This window comes from Streptomyces sp. DSM 120436 (assembly GCF_055778765.1).
Map to the genome: position 1 here is coordinate 1,328,615 of NZ_JBSKBS010000002.1, position 16,911 is coordinate 1,345,525.

12 protein-coding genes are annotated in these 16,911 nt (G+C 73.6%); 2 read left to right on the forward strand and 10 right to left on the reverse strand.

Translation table 11 applies throughout. The features are described from left to right. Nucleotides 1-50: 50 nt before the first annotated feature. The 9 genes from ACWH4W_RS28110 to ACWH4W_RS28150 form a co-directional block, all read right to left on the reverse strand. Nucleotides 51-1,166 (reverse strand): pseudouridine synthase, encoded by a 1,116-nt coding sequence (locus tag ACWH4W_RS28110; protein ID WP_473078617.1) that lies wholly within the window; start codon nucleotides 1,164-1,166, stop codon nucleotides 51-53. Next, the gene (gene scpB / locus ACWH4W_RS28115; protein ID WP_473078618.1) at nucleotides 1,166-1,819 is read right to left on the reverse strand and encodes an SMC-Scp complex subunit ScpB; all 654 of its coding nucleotides are present in this window, start codon (nucleotides 1,817-1,819) and stop codon (nucleotides 1,166-1,168) included. Before scpB ends, ACWH4W_RS28110 begins: the two co-directional genes overlap by 1 nt. Then, the gene (locus ACWH4W_RS28120) at nucleotides 1,816-3,036 is read right to left on the reverse strand and encodes a segregation and condensation protein A (protein WP_473079279.1); all 1,221 of its coding nucleotides are present in this window, start codon (nucleotides 3,034-3,036) and stop codon (nucleotides 1,816-1,818) included. Before ACWH4W_RS28120 ends, scpB begins: the two co-directional genes overlap by 4 nt. A gap of 597 nt (nucleotides 3,037-3,633) precedes the next feature. After that, nucleotides 3,634-4,137 carry a hypothetical protein gene (locus tag ACWH4W_RS28125; protein WP_473078619.1) on the reverse strand — a complete coding sequence of 168 codons (504 nt, stop codon included), beginning with the start codon at nucleotides 4,135-4,137 and terminating at the stop codon, nucleotides 3,634-3,636. A gap of 41 nt (nucleotides 4,138-4,178) precedes the next feature. Next, nucleotides 4,179-5,315 (reverse strand): ParA family protein, encoded by a 1,137-nt coding sequence (locus tag ACWH4W_RS28130; RefSeq protein WP_473078620.1) that lies wholly within the window; start codon nucleotides 5,313-5,315, stop codon nucleotides 4,179-4,181. Nucleotides 5,316-5,727: 412 nt separating this feature from the next. Beyond that, nucleotides 5,728-6,852, reverse strand: a complete 1,125-nt coding sequence (ald, locus tag ACWH4W_RS28135; protein WP_473078621.1) for an alanine dehydrogenase — start codon at nucleotides 6,850-6,852, stop codon at nucleotides 5,728-5,730. A gap of 136 nt (nucleotides 6,853-6,988) precedes the next feature. Further along, nucleotides 6,989-9,046, reverse strand: a complete 2,058-nt coding sequence (locus ACWH4W_RS28140) for a tetratricopeptide repeat protein (RefSeq protein ID WP_473078622.1) — start codon at nucleotides 9,044-9,046, stop codon at nucleotides 6,989-6,991. Nucleotides 9,047-9,261: 215 nt separating this feature from the next. After that, entirely contained in the window at nucleotides 9,262-9,888 is a 627-nt protein-coding gene (locus tag ACWH4W_RS28145; RefSeq protein ID WP_473078623.1) for an NUDIX domain-containing protein, read from the reverse strand. A 107-nt stretch (nucleotides 9,889-9,995) separates the two neighbouring features. Next, nucleotides 9,996-11,663: a CTP synthase gene (locus ACWH4W_RS28150; protein ID WP_473078624.1), complete on the reverse strand. Its 1,668-nt coding sequence runs from the start codon at nucleotides 11,661-11,663 to the stop codon at nucleotides 9,996-9,998. 464 nt (nucleotides 11,664-12,127) lie between these two features. Between ACWH4W_RS28150 and ACWH4W_RS28155 the strand changes: the two genes are divergently transcribed. Both ACWH4W_RS28155 and ACWH4W_RS28160 read left to right on the forward strand, forming a co-directional pair. Further along, nucleotides 12,128-13,927, forward strand: a complete 1,800-nt coding sequence (locus tag ACWH4W_RS28155) for a glycoside hydrolase family 15 protein (RefSeq protein ID WP_473079280.1) — start codon at nucleotides 12,128-12,130, stop codon at nucleotides 13,925-13,927. Between the two features lie 87 nt (nucleotides 13,928-14,014). After that, on the forward strand, nucleotides 14,015-15,646 hold the full coding sequence (locus ACWH4W_RS28160) for a PucR family transcriptional regulator (RefSeq protein ID WP_473078625.1): 1,632 nt from the start codon (nucleotides 14,015-14,017) through the stop codon (nucleotides 15,644-15,646). Nucleotides 15,647-15,671: 25 nt separating this feature from the next. Here the strand turns inward: ACWH4W_RS28160 and ACWH4W_RS28165 are convergent, their stop codons facing one another. After that, nucleotides 15,672-16,811 carry a glycosyltransferase family 4 protein gene (locus ACWH4W_RS28165; protein ID WP_473078626.1) on the reverse strand — a complete coding sequence of 380 codons (1,140 nt, stop codon included), beginning with the start codon at nucleotides 16,809-16,811 and terminating at the stop codon, nucleotides 15,672-15,674. Nucleotides 16,812-16,911: the final 100 nt, after the last annotated feature.

Here is a 16,911-nt window from a genome sequence, read left to right on the forward strand (position 1 = left end):
GCACAAGCCCTCGCAGGGCGAACCGTGCGGCCCGGAGGCCGGCCGGCCGACTAGAGGTCGACCTCCTGCATCAGCATGCCGACCTCGGTGTTCGACAGCCGCCGCAGCCAGCCCGACTTCTGGTCGCCCAGGGTGACCGGACCGAACGCGGTGCGCACCAGCTTGTCCACCGGGAAGCCGGCCTCCGCGAGCATGCGGCGCACGATGTGCTTGCGGCCCTCGTGCAGGGTCACCTCGACGAGGTAGTTCTTGCCGGTCTGCTCCACCACCCGGAAGTGGTCGGCGCGGGCGTAGCCGTCCTCGAGCTGGATGCCGTCCTTGAGCCGCTTGCCCAGGTCGCGCGGGATCGGCCCGACGATGTGCGCGAGGTAGGTCTTCTTCACCCCGTACCTCGGGTGGGTCAGCCGGTGCGCCAGCTCGCCGTGGTTGGTGAGCAGGATCACGCCCTCGGTCTCGGTGTCGAGCCGCCCGACGTGGAAGAGCCGGGTCTCGCGGTTGGTGACGTAGTCACCGAGGCACTGCCGCCCCTCCGGGTCCTCCATGGTGGAGACGACCCCGGCGGGCTTGTTCAGCGAGAAGAACTGGTACGACTGCGTGGCCACGGTCAGGCCGTCGACCTTGACCTCGTCCTTCTCCGGGTCGACCCGCTTGCCCTGCTCCAGCACGATCTCGCCGTTGACCTCGACCCGCGCCTGGTCGATCAGCTCCTCGCAGGCGCGCCGCGAGCCGTAGCCGGCCCGGGCGAGCACCTTCTGCAGCCGCTCGCCCTCCTGCTCGGCGCCCGGGAAGGTCTTGGGCAGCTTGACGTCCTTCCTGCCCGCGTACCGCTCCCGGTTGCGCTCCTCGGCCCGCGCCTCGTACTCGCGGGACGTCGCCGGGACCGAGCGGCCCCGCTGCAGGGGCTTCTTCGGCCCGCCCTTGGCGCCTCCGCGCGCCGCGGGGCCACGGCCCGACTTGGGTCCCTCCTGGGAGGCGCCGGGGCCCACGTCGTAGCGCCGCTCCTCCGGGCGCGGCTTCTTCGGACGACCGCCCTGCCGGTCGTCGCGGTTGTTGCCGGCACCGCGGTGGTTACCGCGGCCACCGCCGCTCCCGCCGCGGCCGCCGCTGTTGCCACCACGGCTCCCGCCGTTGTTTCCGCTGCTGTTCCTGCCGCTGCTGCTTCGCATCAAAGTTCCGTCTTGTCGTCTGCGTCCTCGGAATCCGGGGCGTCCGGATCGAACGACGGGACCCCTTCCAGCGTCTCGGCCTCGATCGCGTCCGCCTCCGGGAGGAAGGGCGCGAGCTCCGGGAGCTCGTCCAGGCCGCGCAGGCCCATCCGCTCCAGGAAGTAGTTCGTCGTCGTGTACAGGATCGCACCTGTTCCGGGTTCCGTGCCCGCCTCCGCGATCAGACCCCGCTGCAGGAGGGTGCGCATCACGCCGTCGCAGTTGACCCCGCGCACCGCGGAGACCCTGCTGCGGCTGACCGGCTGCCGGTACGCGACGACCGCGAGGGTCTCCAGCGCGGCCTGGGTGAGGCGGGCCTGCCGGCCGTCCAGGACGAAGCCCTCGACGGCGGCGGCGTACTCGGGGCGGGTGTAGAAACGCCAGCCGCCCGCGACCCGGCGCAGCTCGAAGCCGCGGCCCTGGACGGTGTACTCGTCGGCCAGCTCGGCCAGCGCGTCGGCGACCTGGCGCCTCGGGCGTTCCAGGATCTTCGCCAGGTGCTCCTCGGTCGCGGGCTCGTCCACGACCATCAGCACGGCCTCCAGGGCCGGCTTCAGGTCGAGCTCCGCCACCGCGTGCGCCCCGGCCGGGGCCCCGCTCGTCTCCTCGCTCACGGTGTCCTCTCCTCCTGGGGCTGCTCGGGCGGCCGGTCGAACTCGTCGGTGACCGCGGGTACGGCGTCCCCGTCGCCGCCGGTCCAGCGGACGGTCAGCTCCCCCAGCGCGCTCTCCTGGTCGAGGGCGACGGCCTTCTCCCGGTACAGCTCCAGCAGGGCGAGGAAGCGGGCCACGACGGTCAGGGTGTCGTCGGTGTCCTCGACGAGCGCCCGGAAGCTCGCCTCGCCCAGCTCCTTGAGCCGCGCGACGACGATCCCGGCCTGCTCCTGCACGCTGACCAGCGGGGCGTGGATGTGGTCGACGTACACCTGCGGCTCGGGCCTGGGCTGCACGGCCTTGACGGCGAGCTCGGCGAGGCCCCGGGGGCCGATGCTGAGGACCACGTCCGGCAGCAGCTCCGCGTGGTGCGGCTCCAGCCCGACGGTACGGGGAAAACGGCGGGCCTCGTCGTCCAGCCGCCGGCTGAAGATCTCGGCGACCTGCTTGTACGCGCGGTACTGCAGCAGCCGCGCGAACAGCAGGTCGCGGGCCTCCAGCAGGGCGAGGTCGGCCTCGTCCTCCACCTCGGCGGCAGGGAGCAGCCGGGCCGCCTTCAGATCCAGCAGGGTGGCCGCGACGACCAGGAACTCGGTCGTCTCGTCCAGGTCCCAGTCCGGCCCGAGCGCCCGGATGTACGCCATGAACTCGTCCGTCACCCTGGACAACGCGACCTCGGTGACGTCCAGCTTGTGCTTGGCGATCAACTGCAGCAGCAGATCGAACGGCCCCTCGAAGTTCGCCAGCCGAACCGTGAACCGCCCGTCCCCGCCGGCGCCCTCCCCCTCGGACACGGAACCGGACGAGCCCGCCCCGCTGGAGACACCGTCCGGTGCCCGCAGCACGTCAGCAGCGGCGGACCCGACCGGCACGTGCGGCTGCGCGCCGGTGGGGGGCGCCTCCGGCTCACCGGCGGCCGGCGCGGCCGGACCCTGCCCGTCAGCAGCGGCATACCGCCCAGCGGGCGGCGCGCCGGCACCACCGGGACGCGCCACCGTGCCGTCAGCCCCCGGCCGCCTCTCCCCACCGTCACCCCTCCCCTCAAACGCGCCGCCCGGCGGGCTCGCCTCACCCGGCGCGCCGACGTCGTCGGCGGGCGCACCCCGCCCTGCCGTGGACCCGGCCGGCGCGGGCGCCGTCACGGACGGCCGCACGTCGGCGTGGAGCGGCGCGACCATGCCCTGCCCACCGGCCCCGGCACGCGGCGCGGTGAGCGGCGTGCCGCTGCTGCCGTGCCCCCGGGCCACGCCGTCGGACACCCGCCGCTCCTCGGCGGGCGCACCCTGCCCGGCGGCCGGCTCGGACTGCGCGACCGCCTGCCCGGCGGACATGGCCGGATCCGGCGAGGACCGGCACGACGAGGCCCCGCCGTCGGAAGCACGCCCCGCGTCGGTGGACGCGGCCGACGCGGCCGTCGGCGCAGGCGGCCGCACGGCGTCGGACGCCTCCCGCCCCTCCCCGGCCGGGCCCTGCCCGTCCGTGCCGGCGCGCGGCGCGCCGGCACTGCCGGGACGCACCACCGGGTCATCGGATGCCCACCGCGCGTCACCAGCGGCCCCCCGCTCATCGGCGGGCGCACCCTGCCCGGCGGCCGGCTCGGGCCGCGTGACCGTGCCCTCGGGAACGGGAGCCACCGCAGCGGTGGAGGCGCCGGCGTCCGCGGACGACCGTCCGGCCGCCGCGGGCCCGCGGCCCAGGGGCCGACGGCGGGGCGGGCCGGCGCCGGGCGCGGGGGCGGCTGCGTCGTTCGAGGTCATGGCCCCCGCAGGCTACCGCTACCGTCCCCGCAGGCGTCGCACGAGGATGCTGGCGTCCCCACGGCTCTCCAGGTCCGCGAGGACCACGGCGACCGCCTCGCGGACGATCCGGCCGCGGTCGACGGCGAGACCGTGCTCGCCGCGCAGCACGAGGCGGGCGTGCTCCAGGTCCATCAGCTCCTCCGCGGACACGTACACGGTGATCTTCTCGTCGTGCCGCTCGCGACCGCTGGGCCGCCGTGCCGCGGGCCGCCCGCGCTTGCGCGGGGGCGCGGCCGCACCGTCGGCCGTCACCGCCGCACGCCGTCCGACGCCCGCGGCGCCCCGGCCGCGGGACTCCCCGGCCCCGGCCGGTTCCACGTCCGCCGCGGCGTGCTCCGCGCCCTCGCCGTCGCCGCCCTGCACGGGCACCGACTGCGGCGCGTCCTCGTGGGCGGCCGCGGCCGCGTCGCCCTCCCCCGCGGGAGCGGGGACCCGGGCGTCGCCGCCGGCGCGCCGGGGGGTGGACGCCTGGAGCGCCATCCCCCCTGTCGTACGGAAGAGTTCGTCGGCCCCCGGCAGACTCACTCGGCGTGACACCGGGCGAGCACCTCCCTGGCGAGCTGGCGGTAGGCGGCGGCGCCGACGGAGTTGGACGCGTACGTGGTGATCGGCTCACCGGCGACCGTGGTCTCCGGGAAGCGGACCGTGCGTCCGATGACCGTGTGGTAGACGTGGTCGTCGAACGCCTCGACCACCCGCGCGAGCACCTCACGGCTGTGCACCGTGCGCGAGTCGTACATGGTGGCGAGGATGCCGTCGAGCTCCAGTTCCGGGTTGAGCCGCTCCTGCACCTTCTCGATGGTCTCGGTCAGCAGGGCCACACCGCGCAGCGCGAAGAACTCGCACTCGAGCGGCACGATCACCTTGTGCGCCGCGGTGAGCGCGTTGACCGTGAGCAGACCCAGCGAGGGCTGGCAGTCGATGACGATGTAGTCGTAGTCGTCCATGAGCGGCTTCAGCGCCCGCTGCAGCGTCGACTCGCGCGCGACCTCGCTCACCAGCTGCACCTCGGCCGCCGACAGGTCGATGTTGCTGGGCAGCAGGTCCATGTTGGGGACCGCGGTCTTCAGCAGCACCTCGTCGGCCGCCATGCCCCGCTCCATGAGCAGGTTGTAGACGGTGAGGTCGAGCTCCATCGGGTTGACGCCGAGTCCGACCGACAGCGCGCCCTGCGGGTCGAAGTCGACGAGCAGCACCCGGCGTCCGTACTCCGCGAGCGCGGCGCCCAGGTTGATGGTCGACGTGGTCTTGCCGACGCCGCCCTTCTGGTTGCACATCGCGATGATCTTCGCGGGTCCGTGGTCGGTCAGCGGGCCCGGGATCGGGAAGTACGGCAGCGGGCGCCCGGTCGGGCCGATGCGCTCACGGCGCTGGCGTGCCGCGTCGGGCGCGAGCGTGGCCGCGTACTCCGGGTCGGGCTCGTACTCGGCGTCGGGGTCGTAGAAGTGCCCCTCGGGCAGTTCGTCGTAGTCGGCGAGATGGTTGTGGGGCGCGCCACTTCCGTCGCCGGCCATGGCGTTCACGTGATGGCCATCCATGCTCTGGTGTGCTGGGTGAGTCACTCCTGGAGTTCCGTGACTCTGATGGGCTGCGAAGGTGCGCACAGCGACGGAGCCGACAGCAGCGAATCCCGCGGACCCCTGGCCCGGCGCAGGCATTCCTGGTTGACCACCCCCGGGAGTAAATGTCGACTCATTCACAAGTCGTCTTACCTCCTTGGTGACCAGGAAACTTCTAGACAGGTCAGCGTGGCACCATGCCGACGGTTGGCGACTCTATGGCGTGTCGGCCGTCCGCAGCAACACAATCCGCCGGACCCGGCCCGATGTGTCGGCATTGGAACACCCCTCTGTCAAGGGCGTACGGCCGTCGCACGGCAGGATTCACGGGTGTACGAATCGGTAGAACGGTTACGTTCGAGGCGAGTTGCCCTCGAACCAGGACGTGACCATACACACATCCGGCCGGACCTTGGCGCGCAAGGTCCGGCCCGGTGCGAGGCGTTGACGTCCCGAGTTGACGTATCGCCTTTGCGGATCCGTGACTTGGTCGACTTACCGCCCGTGCGGATCAGCCGAGCAGCGAGGCGAGTTCCACGTGCTCCAGCCCGTGCGCCTCGGCGACCTCCTTGTAAACGACCTTGCCGTCATGGGTGTTGAGGCCCTTGGCGAGCGCCGGGTCCCGGCGCAGCGCCTCCACCCAGCCGCGGTCGGCGAGTTCGACGATGTACGGCAGCGTGGCGTTGGTGAGCGCGTAGGTCGAGGTGTTGGGCACCGCGCCGGGCATGTTGGCGACGCAGTAGAAGACCGACTCGTGGACCGTGAAGGTCGGTTCGGCGTGCGTGGTCGGGCGCGAGTCCTCGAAGCAGCCGCCCTGGTCGATCGCGATGTCGACAAGGACACTTCCGGCCTTCATCCGGGAGACCAGCTCGTTGGTGACCAGCTTCGGCGCCTTGGCGCCGGGGACCAGCACGGCGCCGATCACGAGGTCGGCCTCCAGGCAGGCCTTCTCCAGCTCGAAGGCGTTGGAGACGACGGTCTGGACGCGCGTGCCGAAGACCTTGTCGGCCTCCTTGAGCTTGTTGATGTCCTTGTCGAGCAGGGTCACGTGGAAACCCATGCCGACGGCTATCTGCGCGGCGTTCCAGCCGGAGACGCCGGCGCCGATGACGACCGCGCGGCCGGCCAGCACGCCGGGGACGCCGCCGGGCAGCACGCCGCGGCCGCCGTGGGCGCGCATGAGGTGGTAGGCGCCGACCTGGGTGGAGAGGCGGCCCGCGACCTCGGACATCGGGGCGAGCAGCGGCAGCGCGCGGCTGGGCAGCTCGACGGTCTCGTAGGCGATGGCGGTGGTGCCGGACTCCAGCAGGGCGTCCGTGCACTCCTTGGACGCGGCCAGGTGCAGGTAGGTGAAGAGGGTCTGGTCCTTGCGCAGGCGGTGGTACTCCTCCGCGACCGGCTCCTTGACCTTGAGCAGCAGGTCGGCGGCGGCCCAGACCTCGTCGGCGGTGTCCAGGATCCGACCGCCCGCGGCGACGTACTCGCCGTCCGGGATCGAGGAGCCGGCGCCGGCGCCGCGCTCGATGACGACCTGGTGGCCGTGGCGCACGAGCTCGTGCACGCCGGCAGGGGTGATGGCCACCCGGAACTCGTTGTTCTTGACCTCGCGGGGGATGCCGACCTTCACGTGGATCACGGTCCTTGGCTCAGAGGGTGTGGGGATATCACTACACATACCCGGGCACGCGCGGGCACACCGGGAGAGACCGCAGGAGATGGTGCGGCAGAGCCAGTCTAATGAAGGTGTTCCTGCTGTCTAGCCTTCCATTGCATCAATCTTCAGTGGAAGCGATGCGGATTTCGCAGGCGTTAGCTCCGCATTCCGGCTCGGAGTCGTCCTCCGCGGCCTCCTCGGCCAGCATGCGCTCGGCCGTGCTCCGGTGCAGCGCGGCGGACGCGGGGTCGCCCAGACGCGCGAAGGAGTCGGCCAGCCGCAGGTGCAGCGCGGCCTGCAGCCGGGTGTCCTCGGCCCGGCGCGCCCACTCCACGGCCTCCCGGCAGGTGTGCAGCGACTCCTCCAGCCGCCCCGCGTACTCCTGCACCCGCCCCAGTTCGCTCAACGCCCGCGCCTGCGCGGCCACGTCGCCCTCCCGTCGGTGCCCGGCGACGGCCGCGCGCCAGTTGCGCAGCGCCTCGCCGTAGCGGCCCGCGTAGGTGTGGGCGGCGCCGATGCGGCCGTAGAGCCGGGCCGCCTCGGGGCGCTCGTCGCGGGCCAGCCGCTCGGCCAGGGCGCGGCCGAACCAGTCCGCCGCCCGGTCGTAGTCCCCCAGCTCCAGGTGCGCGCCGCCCACGGATTCCATCGCCCGCCCGGTGGCGTACGGGTCGTTCGCCTCGCGCCCGGCGTCCAACGCGGCCCGGTAACGCACCAGCGCCTTCGCGGTGCGGCCGGTACGGGCGTCGAGGTCGCCGAGGTTGAGCAGGGCGGCGGCCCGTTCGCGGGACAGGTTCCGGCGCTCGGCGACGCCCAGGACGAGGTGGTGGATGTCGTAGAGGTCGCTCGCGGCGGCACGGGTGCCGACGTGGGCGACCATGGCCCGCACCAGCTGGGACATGAGCCGCCGGGCCAGGGTGTCCAGCTCCCCGTCGGCGACCGCGAGCCGGGCGGCGGCCAGCAGGGCGGGCCTGCGCAGGCGCAGCCAGTCGGCGGCGGCGCGGGGCGTGGGGAAGCGCAGGGGGCGCGGCAGGGCGAGGAGCTTCGCCCGGGCCTCGGGGCTGTCGGTCTCGGTGATCGCACGGCAGGACTGGAGCAGCCGCACGGTCCGCTCCAGCATGCGGGCGCGGGCGAGCTGGAGCTCGGCGGGCCGCTCGTGCTCCTCGGCGAGCCGGCGCAGCTCGCGGTGGAGGCAGCCCGGCACCCGGTACTGCGGCAGGGCGGAGCCCACCGAGTGCAGCAGGCCGTGGGCGGCGAAGTCGTCGAGGGTGGTGTGCGCGGCCTCCACCGAGCATCCGGTGAGCGCGGCGGCGGTGTGCGGGTCGACGAGTCCGGCCGGGGCGAGGGCGAGCAGGCGCAGGGTGCGGGCGGCGGTCTGCGGCAACGCGTCGTGCACCAGCCGCAGCAGCCGGGCGGTCACGGGTTCGGCGCCGGCGTCCGTGTGCAGTTGCCTGGCGAGATCGGCGACGGCGGCCTTGGGGCGTGCGGCGAGCCAGCCGCCGGCCAGCACCAGCGCGGCCGGCTGGCCCTGGCACTGCTCGGCGAGGCGCTCGGCGGCCCGGGGGTCGACGGTGACGCGCACGGATCCGGTGAACCGGGACAGCAGCTCCACCCCGGACTTGGTGTCGAGGCCGCCGAGGGTGCAGGGGCGGACGTCGGCGATGCCGGTGAGCGGGCCGGAGGAGACGGTGACGGCCAGGCAGCCGGGGTTGTCCGGGAGCAGGGCGTCGACCTGCTCGGGGTCGGCGGCGTCGTCGAGCAGGAGGACCGCGCGGCGCTCGGCGAGGGCGGTGCGCAGCGCCTCGCCGAGCTCGTCCTCGGGGGCGCCGGCGGGAGCGGGCTCGCCGAGCGCGTCGAGCAGGTCGCGGGCGGCGGACCCGACGGGCACGGGGGTGCCGTCGGGCTCGCTCAGCCGGGTGCGCAGCACCCCGTCGGGGTAGGCGCCGGCGACCTGGCGGACGAGTTCCTCGGCGAGCGCGGAGCGTCCGGATCCGGGGCGTCCCGCGATGAGCAGCACACGGGCGCGGGGGGCCTTGCGGCCGGAGAGGGTGTCGAGCCCGGCGCGCTCGATGTCGGCGCGCAGTTCCTTCAGCTCCCTGGTACGGCCCAGGAATCGACCTTCCGGGTGGGCGTCCCGAGGGAGCCGCACACCGTTCGGGTCCACTGCCTGATCCGTCACGGGCCACACTCCCGTCCCACCGCACGCGCCGGCCCGCCGGATCCCCGGTACGGGCGTTCTCCAGAGCCTAGTTCACGCTCTGCGACGTTCCGTGAGGAGCGCGGCGCGGTGGGCGAGACTCCCTCGATCGGATCAACAGATCGTAGGATTCACGCCCCTGACGGGCGCCCCGTACGCCGACGGGCTTCACGTCCCGGGCGGCCTCAACCGCCGGCTCACGCCTCGAACGGCCGGGCCGGCCACGGCGCCTCCGCCGGACGCAGCGCGTCCAGGCCGTCGCCGGAGCGGGCGGCGACCAGCGACAGCACGCCCACCACCAGGCAGTTGTTGTGCAGGTCACCGGCGAGCACCCCGCGCACCAGCTCGTCGACGGGGACCCGGGCCAGCTCCATGTCGGCCTCCTCGTCCTCCACCGTGAAGCGGTCGCCCTCGGCCTCGGACAGTCCCCGGGCCAGGAAGATCCGCACGGCCTCGTCGCAGCCGCCGGGCGTGGTGTAGACGTCGGTCAGCACCCGCCAGTCCTCCGCCTTGACGTGCGCCTCCTCGTACAGCTCGCGCTGGGCGGCGTGCAGCGGGTTCTCGCCGGGGACGTCGAGCAGGCCGGCCGGGATCTCCCACAGCTTCTGGCGCACCGGGTGCCGGTACTGGCGCAGCACCACGGCCCGGTCCGCGTCGTCGAGGGCGAGGACGGCCACGGACCCCGGGTGGACCTGGTAGTCGCGGCCGACCACGGCGCCCCCCGGCATGACGACCTCGTCGGTGCGCACGGAGGTCTTCTTGCCCACGAAGGGGGTCCGCGTCCCGCGGATCTCCCACTCCTCCGCGGTGTCCTTGATCGTCATGCCTGTCCTTCCGAACCGAAGCGGTGGTACCCGGCCCGCCCGCGACGACGCGGCCGGGGCGCGGACCGTTGAAGGTCCGCACCCCGGCAACCGTACAACTGGGCGTGCTACTTCGAGATCTTCCGCTCGACCGCGGCCTTCACCAGCCCGGCGAAGAGCGGGTGCGGGCGGGTCGGACGCGACCGCAGCTCCGGGTGCGCCTGGGTGGCGACCAGATAGGGGTGGACGTCACGCGGGTACTCGACGTACTCGACGAGCTTGCCGTCGGGCGAGGTGCCGGAGAACACCAGGCCCGCCTTCTTCTCCAGCTCCGCGCGGTAGGCGTTGTTCACCTCGTAGCGGTGCCGGTGGCGCTCCTCGACGTACTCCTTGCCGTCGTAGACCTCGCGGACGACGGACCCCTCGGCCAGCTTGGCCGGGTACATGCCGAGCCGCATGGTGCCGCCCATGTCGCCCTCACCGGCGACGATGTCGAGCTGCTCCGCCATGGTGGAGATCACCGGGTGGGCGGTGGCCGGGTCGAACTCGGTGGAGTTGGCGTCGGAGATGTCCGCCAGGTTCCGCGCGGCCTCGATCACGATGCACTGCAGGCCGAGGCACAGGCCCAGCAGCGGGATCCGGTTCTCGCGGGCGTACTTGATCGCGCCGACCTTGCCGAGCACACCGCGGTCGCCGAAGCCGCCGGGGATGCAGATGCCGTCGACGTCGGCGAGCTGCGCCTGGGCGCCCGCCGGGGTCTTGCAGTCGTCGGACGTGACCCACTTGATCTTGACGCGGGCCCTGTTGGCGAAACCGCCGGCGCGCAGCGCCTCGGTGACCGACAGGTAGGCGTCCGGCAGGTCGATGTACTTGCCGACCAGGGCCAGGGTGATCTCGTGGTCGGGGTTGTGCACCCGGTCCAGCAGGTCGTCCCAGGTGGTCCAGTCGACGTCACGGAAGGGCAGGTCCAGCTTGCGGACCACGTAGGCGTCCAGACCCTCGCCGTGCACGGTCTTCGGGATGTCGTAGATCGAGCGGGCGTCGGGGCAGGCGACCACGGCGGCCTCGTCGACGTCGCACATCAGCGAGATCTTCCGCTTGATGGCGGTGGGCACCTCGCGGTCGCAGCGCAGCACGATCGCGTCGGGCTGGATGCCGATGTTGCGCAGCGCCGCCACCGAGTGCTGGGTCGGCTTGGTCTTCAGCTCACCGGAGGGGCCGATGTAGGGAAGGAGGGAGATGTGGACCACGAACACGTTGTCACGGCCGACCTCGTGCCGCACCTGGCGGACCGTCTCCAGGAACGGGAGCGACTCGATGTCGCCGACCGTGCCGCCCACCTCCGTGATCACGACGTCGACCTCGTCGGTCGCCATGCGCCGGATGCGGTGCTTGATCTCGTTGGTGATGTGCGGGATGACCTGGACGGTGTCGCCCAGGTACTCGCCGCGCCGCTCCTTGGCGATCACCGTGGAGTAGACCTGACCCGTGGTGACGTTGGCGGAGCCGTCGAGGTCGCGGTCGAGGAAGCGCTCGTAGTGGCCGATGTCCAGGTCGGTCTCTGCGCCGTCGTTGGTGACGAACACCTCACCGTGCTGGAAGGGGTTCATCGTGCCCGGGTCGACGTTGAGGTACGGGTCGAGCTTCTGCATCACGACGCGCAGACCGCGGGCCTTGAGCAGCATGCCGAGGCTGGAGGCGGTCAGCCCCTTGCCGAGAGAGGAGGCGACACCCCCGGTGACGAAGATGTGCTTGGTCGTCGAAGCTGTGCTGTTTCGGAAAGCAGCGGGCGGCATGGCCAAGAGGGGGCTCCCGTGGTCGCGGTCTGTGGGTGCGGTTCCGGGGTTTCTCGCCCACCGGTCCACGGGCTACCAGCGTAACAGCGCCGCGGGGGAACGGCTCACGACCACGCTCCGCGCACGGGGGGCCACGCAGCATGTACCACACACGGGGCCCTCACTCGAGGCTCACTCGTTCGGCGGGGTCGCGTTGCCGCGAGCGGCATACAGATCATCTACGTGCGTCGTATCCTGCTCGGACACTCGCTGCCGAGCCCGGCCGGCCGAACGGCACCACCCCCCGCCCGTAAGTCCCGGAACAACGTGGGCTCGTCAGTTCGTTGAGCAGAGATCGGCGCTTTGCACATACGGCGGGGCGACTGCTTTGCTTCACAGCTCAACGACATTTTGCAAGACCCCCCTTGACCGCACTAGCGACAGCCCCCTCGCGGGGTGACGTGGCCGTTCGACTGGAGATGCACGTGGCCGGGCGCATCGAAGACTACGCACTCATCGGAGACATGCAGACCGCGGCGCTGGTCTGCCGGGACGGCACGGTCGACTGGCTGTGCCTGCCGCGCTTCGACTCGCACGCCATCTTCGCCGGGCTGCTGGGAACCGAGGAACACGGATTCTGGCGGCTGGGCCCCGCACACCCGGACGCGGAGCCGCCCGCGGCGACCCGGCGCCGTTACCGGGGCGACTCCCTGATCCTGGAATCCGAGTGGGACACCCCCCGCGGCACGGTCCGCGTGACGGATTTCATGCCCCCGCGCGACGGCGCCCCCCAGCTCATCCGCATCGTGGAAGGCGTCTCGGGCCGGGTCCCCGTGCGCTCGGCGCTGCGCATGCGCTTCTCCTACGGCCGGGTGGTGCCGTGGGTGCGCCGGCACGAGGGCCGCACGGTCGCCGTCGCCGGCCCCGACTCCGTGTGGTTCGACACCGGCGTCGAGACCTACGGCGAGGACCTGACCACGTACTCGGACTTCACCGTGGCGCCCGGCGACCGGGTGGCGTTCACCCTCTCCTGGGAGCCGTCGCACAAGCAGCCCCCGGCGCTGCCCGAGCCCGAGCAGGCCCTCGGGGCCACCGAGGACTTCTGGAGCGAGTGGGTCGAGCACTGTACGTACCACGGCCCCTACCGCGAGGCCGTGATCCGCTCCCTGATCACGCTGAAGGCCCTCACCTACGCCCCGACCGGCGGCATCGTCGCCGCGCCCACCACCTCCCTGCCCGAGGACATCGGCGGCGTCCGCAACTGGGACTACCGCTACACCTGGCTGCGGGACGCGGCGATCACCCTGTCCTCGCTGCTGCGCACCGGCTACCGCGAGGAGGCCCGCGCCTGGCGCGAGTGGCTGCTGCGCGCGGTGGCGGGCGACCCGGAGAACCTGCAGATCATGTACGGCATCGCCGGCGAGCGCGAACTCGGCGAGGCGGAGCTGGACTGGCTGCCCGGCTACGAGAACTCCGCCCCCGTCCGGGTGGGCAACGGCGCGGCCCACCAGCTCCAGCTCGACGTGTACGGCGAGGTCACCGAGGCCCTGCACCTGGCCCACATGACCGGCCTCGCGCGCAACGACTACGCCTCGCTGCTCCAGCTCAAGCTGATCCAGTACCTGGAGAAGCACTGGCAGGAGCCGGACGAGGGCATCTGGGAGGTGCGCGGCCCGCGCCGCCACTTCGTGCACTCCAAGGTGATGGCCTGGGTGGCCGTCGACCGCACCATCAAGCTCATCGAGTCCGGCGACGCCCACGGCCCGCTGGAGGAGTGGAAGCGGCTGCGCGACGACATCCACCGGGACGTGTGCGAGAAGGGCTACGACGAGGAGCGCAACACCTTCACCCAGTCGTACGGCTCCCAGGAGCTGGACGCGGCTCTGCTGCTGATCCCGCAGGTGGGCTTCCTGCCGCCGGACGACAAGCGGGTGATCGGCACCGTCGAGGCGATCCAGCGCGAGCTGTCCACCTCCGACGGCTTCATCCTGCGCTACCCGACGGAGGGCAAGGACGAGGGCGTCGACGGCCTGCCCGGCGACGAGGGGGCGTTCCTCGCCTGCTCGTTCTGGATGGCCGACGACCTGGCCATGATCGGGCGCGTGGACGAGGCGCGGAAGCTGTTCGAGAAGCTGCTGTCGCTGCGCAACGACCTCGGTCTGCTGGCGGAGGAGTGGGATCCGCGCCTGCAGCGCCAGGTGGGCAACTTCCCGCAGGCGTTCAGCCACGTCCCGCTGATCGACACGGCCCTGCGCCTGACGGCGTCGGGGGCGTACGGAGGCTGACGGCGCCGCCCCGCCCCCGGCCGGTCCGGGGGCGGCGGCGCGGGCCGGACGTGTGACGGGGACGCGCCTGCGGGTAGCGTCCGCTGCATGAGCACCGCCGGCACACCCCCGCCCACGGGCATCACCGTGCGGCGCGCCCTGGAACTGCCCGGACTGCGCGGCGGCCTCCCCGAGGTCCTCTCCGGCGCCGAGCGGCTGGGGCGCACGGTGCGCTGGGTGCACGCGGGCGAGGTGCCCCACATCGCCTCCCTGCTCAAGGGCGGCGAACTGCTGCTCACCACCGGCTACGGGCTCGGCGCCCGCCCGGCGGACCAGCGGGCGTTCGTGCGCACGCTGGCCGACCGGGGCATCGCGGCCCTGGTGGTCGAACTCGGTCCGCGCTTCCCCCGGCTGCCCGCCGCCCTGGTCGACGCGGCCCGCGCCGCCGGGCTGCCGCTGGTCCAGCTCCACCGCGAGGTGCCGTTCGTCACGGTCACCGAGGAGATCCACACCGAGATCGTCAACGGGCACTACGCGCTGCTCCAGCGCGCGGAGGAGGTGCACCGGCGCTGCACCGAGGCGCTGCTCGCCGGCGGGGGCGTGCCGCGGGTCCTGGAGATCCTCGCCGGGTTCACCGGCGATCCCGTGTTCCTGGAGGCCGCCGACGGCCGGCTGCTGTACGCGGCCGGGGAGGGACCCGAGGGCGCGGACCCGCTTCAGGTGTGGGAGGGGCTGCGCGACCGTCGGCGGGACGATCCGCCGGCCGGCACGGTCCTGGTGGACGTGCCCGGCGGGGGGCCCGGCAGCGGCGGCGTCCGGGCGCGGCTGGTGCTGCTGCCGGTGCGCTGCGCGCCGGAGCCGGTGCACCGGATGGCCACCGAGCGGGCCGCGGGCCTCCTCGCCGTGGTGCTGATGCAGGCCCGCCAGGAGGAGGAGCTGGCGGCGCGCGGCCGCGGCGACTTCCTCACCGACCTCGCCGAGGGCCGGATCAGCGCCCGGGACGCGCCCGCCCAGGCCGGGGTGCTGGGCTTCAAGCCGGGCCGGGGGCCGCTGCTGCCGGTGGTCATGCGGCTCGGCGACGCGCTGCCCCCGCAGGACGGCGGCTGGGCGGTGCTGGCCCGCGCGGTGGGCGAGGAGCTGTCCTCGCTCGGTGTGCCGGTGCTGCTCGGGGTGCGGCCGGTCGAGGGGCGGGTGCCGCTGCTGCTCGCGCTGCGCGCGGACACGGACCGGCCGTCCGTCGCGGACCGGGTGGCGGCCGCGCTGCGCGCCGGGGCGGAGCGCGCGGGGACGCTGCGGCCGGGCGGACGGCCGCCCGTGGTGGTGGTCGGGCCGGCCGGTGACTGGGCGGCGGTGCCGGCGGGGCTGCGGCACACGGTGGAGACGGCCACGGCGGCGCAGGGGCTGCCCGAGCGCCCCTGGTACGACGCCCGGCGGCTGGACATCGACCTGCTGCTGTGGCGGCTGCGCGACCATCCGGACCTGGCGGACTTCGTGGACCGGGCGATCGGCCCGGTGCTGGACCACGACCGCCGCTCCCGGCCCGCGCTGCTGCCCACCCTGGAGACGTATCTGGCGCATGCCGGGCGCAAGGCGGAGACCGCGCGGGAGCTGCATCTGAACCGGCAGACGCTCTACAACCGGCTCGCCCGCATCGGGGAGTTGCTGGGCGCCGATCTCGACGACCCCCAGGCGGTGCTGACACTGAGCCTGGCCCTGCGGGCACGGCGGCACGTGCCCTGACCGGCGGGCGGGACCCGCGGAGGGTTCAGATCAGTGGCCGGAGCCGGGTCAGCTCGTCGTAGACGCTGAGGACCTGGGCGACCGTCTGGTCCTCGGTCGGCCAGGTCGCGGCCTGCCGTACCCCCCGCCGCACGAGCGACTCCCGGTGCTCCGGGTCCGTCAGCAGCCGGATCACGGCGTCGGCGAGCGCCCGCGCGTCGCCGCGCGGCACGAGTTCGGCGGCGTCGCCGACGAGTTCGGGGATGCCGCCCACCCGGGTCGCGACGAGCGGCACACGCGCGTGGAGCGCCTCCTGGGCGAACAGGGAGCGCCCCTCCTCCCTGCGGCTCGGCAGCACGGCCACGTCGGCCGCGGCCAGCAGGTCGGAGGCGTCCTCACGGCGGCCGAGCAGCCGCACCGGGAGGTCCTGGGCCTCGACGGCGCGCCGCAGTTCGCCGTGCAGCGGCCCCTCTCCCGCGACCACCACCAGCGGCGCCGGGTCGAGGCGCTGCCAGGCGTGCGTGGCGTCCAGCAGGACGTCGTGGCCCCGGTGCCGCTCCAGGGAACCGACGGCCACGATCAACGGACGGTCCACGGCGCCGAGTTCGGCGCGCACCTTGGGCGTGCGCCGCTCGGCCTCCTCCGGCGCCGGCGCGCTGCGGGGTCCGGGCAGGGAGACCGCGGCCAGCCGGGCGTCGCGCGCCCCGCTGCGGCGCGCCCGGTCCACCAGCGCGGAGGTCGTCCCCAGCACCACGCCGGCCGCCCGCACGACCCGTCGCTCCAGCACGCGCAGGAAGTGCGCGCGGGGGCCTTCGGCGTGCGCCCGGTCGTGCCAGGTGACGACGAACGGGGTGCTGCGCCCGCTGAGCGCCAGGGACGTGCGGAACGAGGCGTGCAGACCGTGCGCGTGCACCAGGTCCGCGCCCGAGCAGGCGGCGCGCAGCGCGGCCACCGACCCCGGGTCGCTGCTGCGCGGCACGCGCACGTGCTCCGCCCCGGCCCCGGTGAAGTCGTAGGCGCGGTCCGCCTCCTCGGGGGCGCACACCGTGACCCGCACGCCCCTCGCCACGAGCCCCGCGGCCAGCGAGCGCACGTGCGCGCCGCTCGCGGCGTTGCCGCCGCCCAGCACCTGCACAGTGCGCAGCGGCGACTGGCCGTGCCGTGCGTGGCTGCTCACGGGGGTCACGTGGCCGGGCTCCTGGTTCGGGTCGGACGGTCACGACGAACGTACCGAAGGATCCCGCGCAGGGGTGGCCCGCGCGGCTTCCTCCGCGTACACCGTCAAG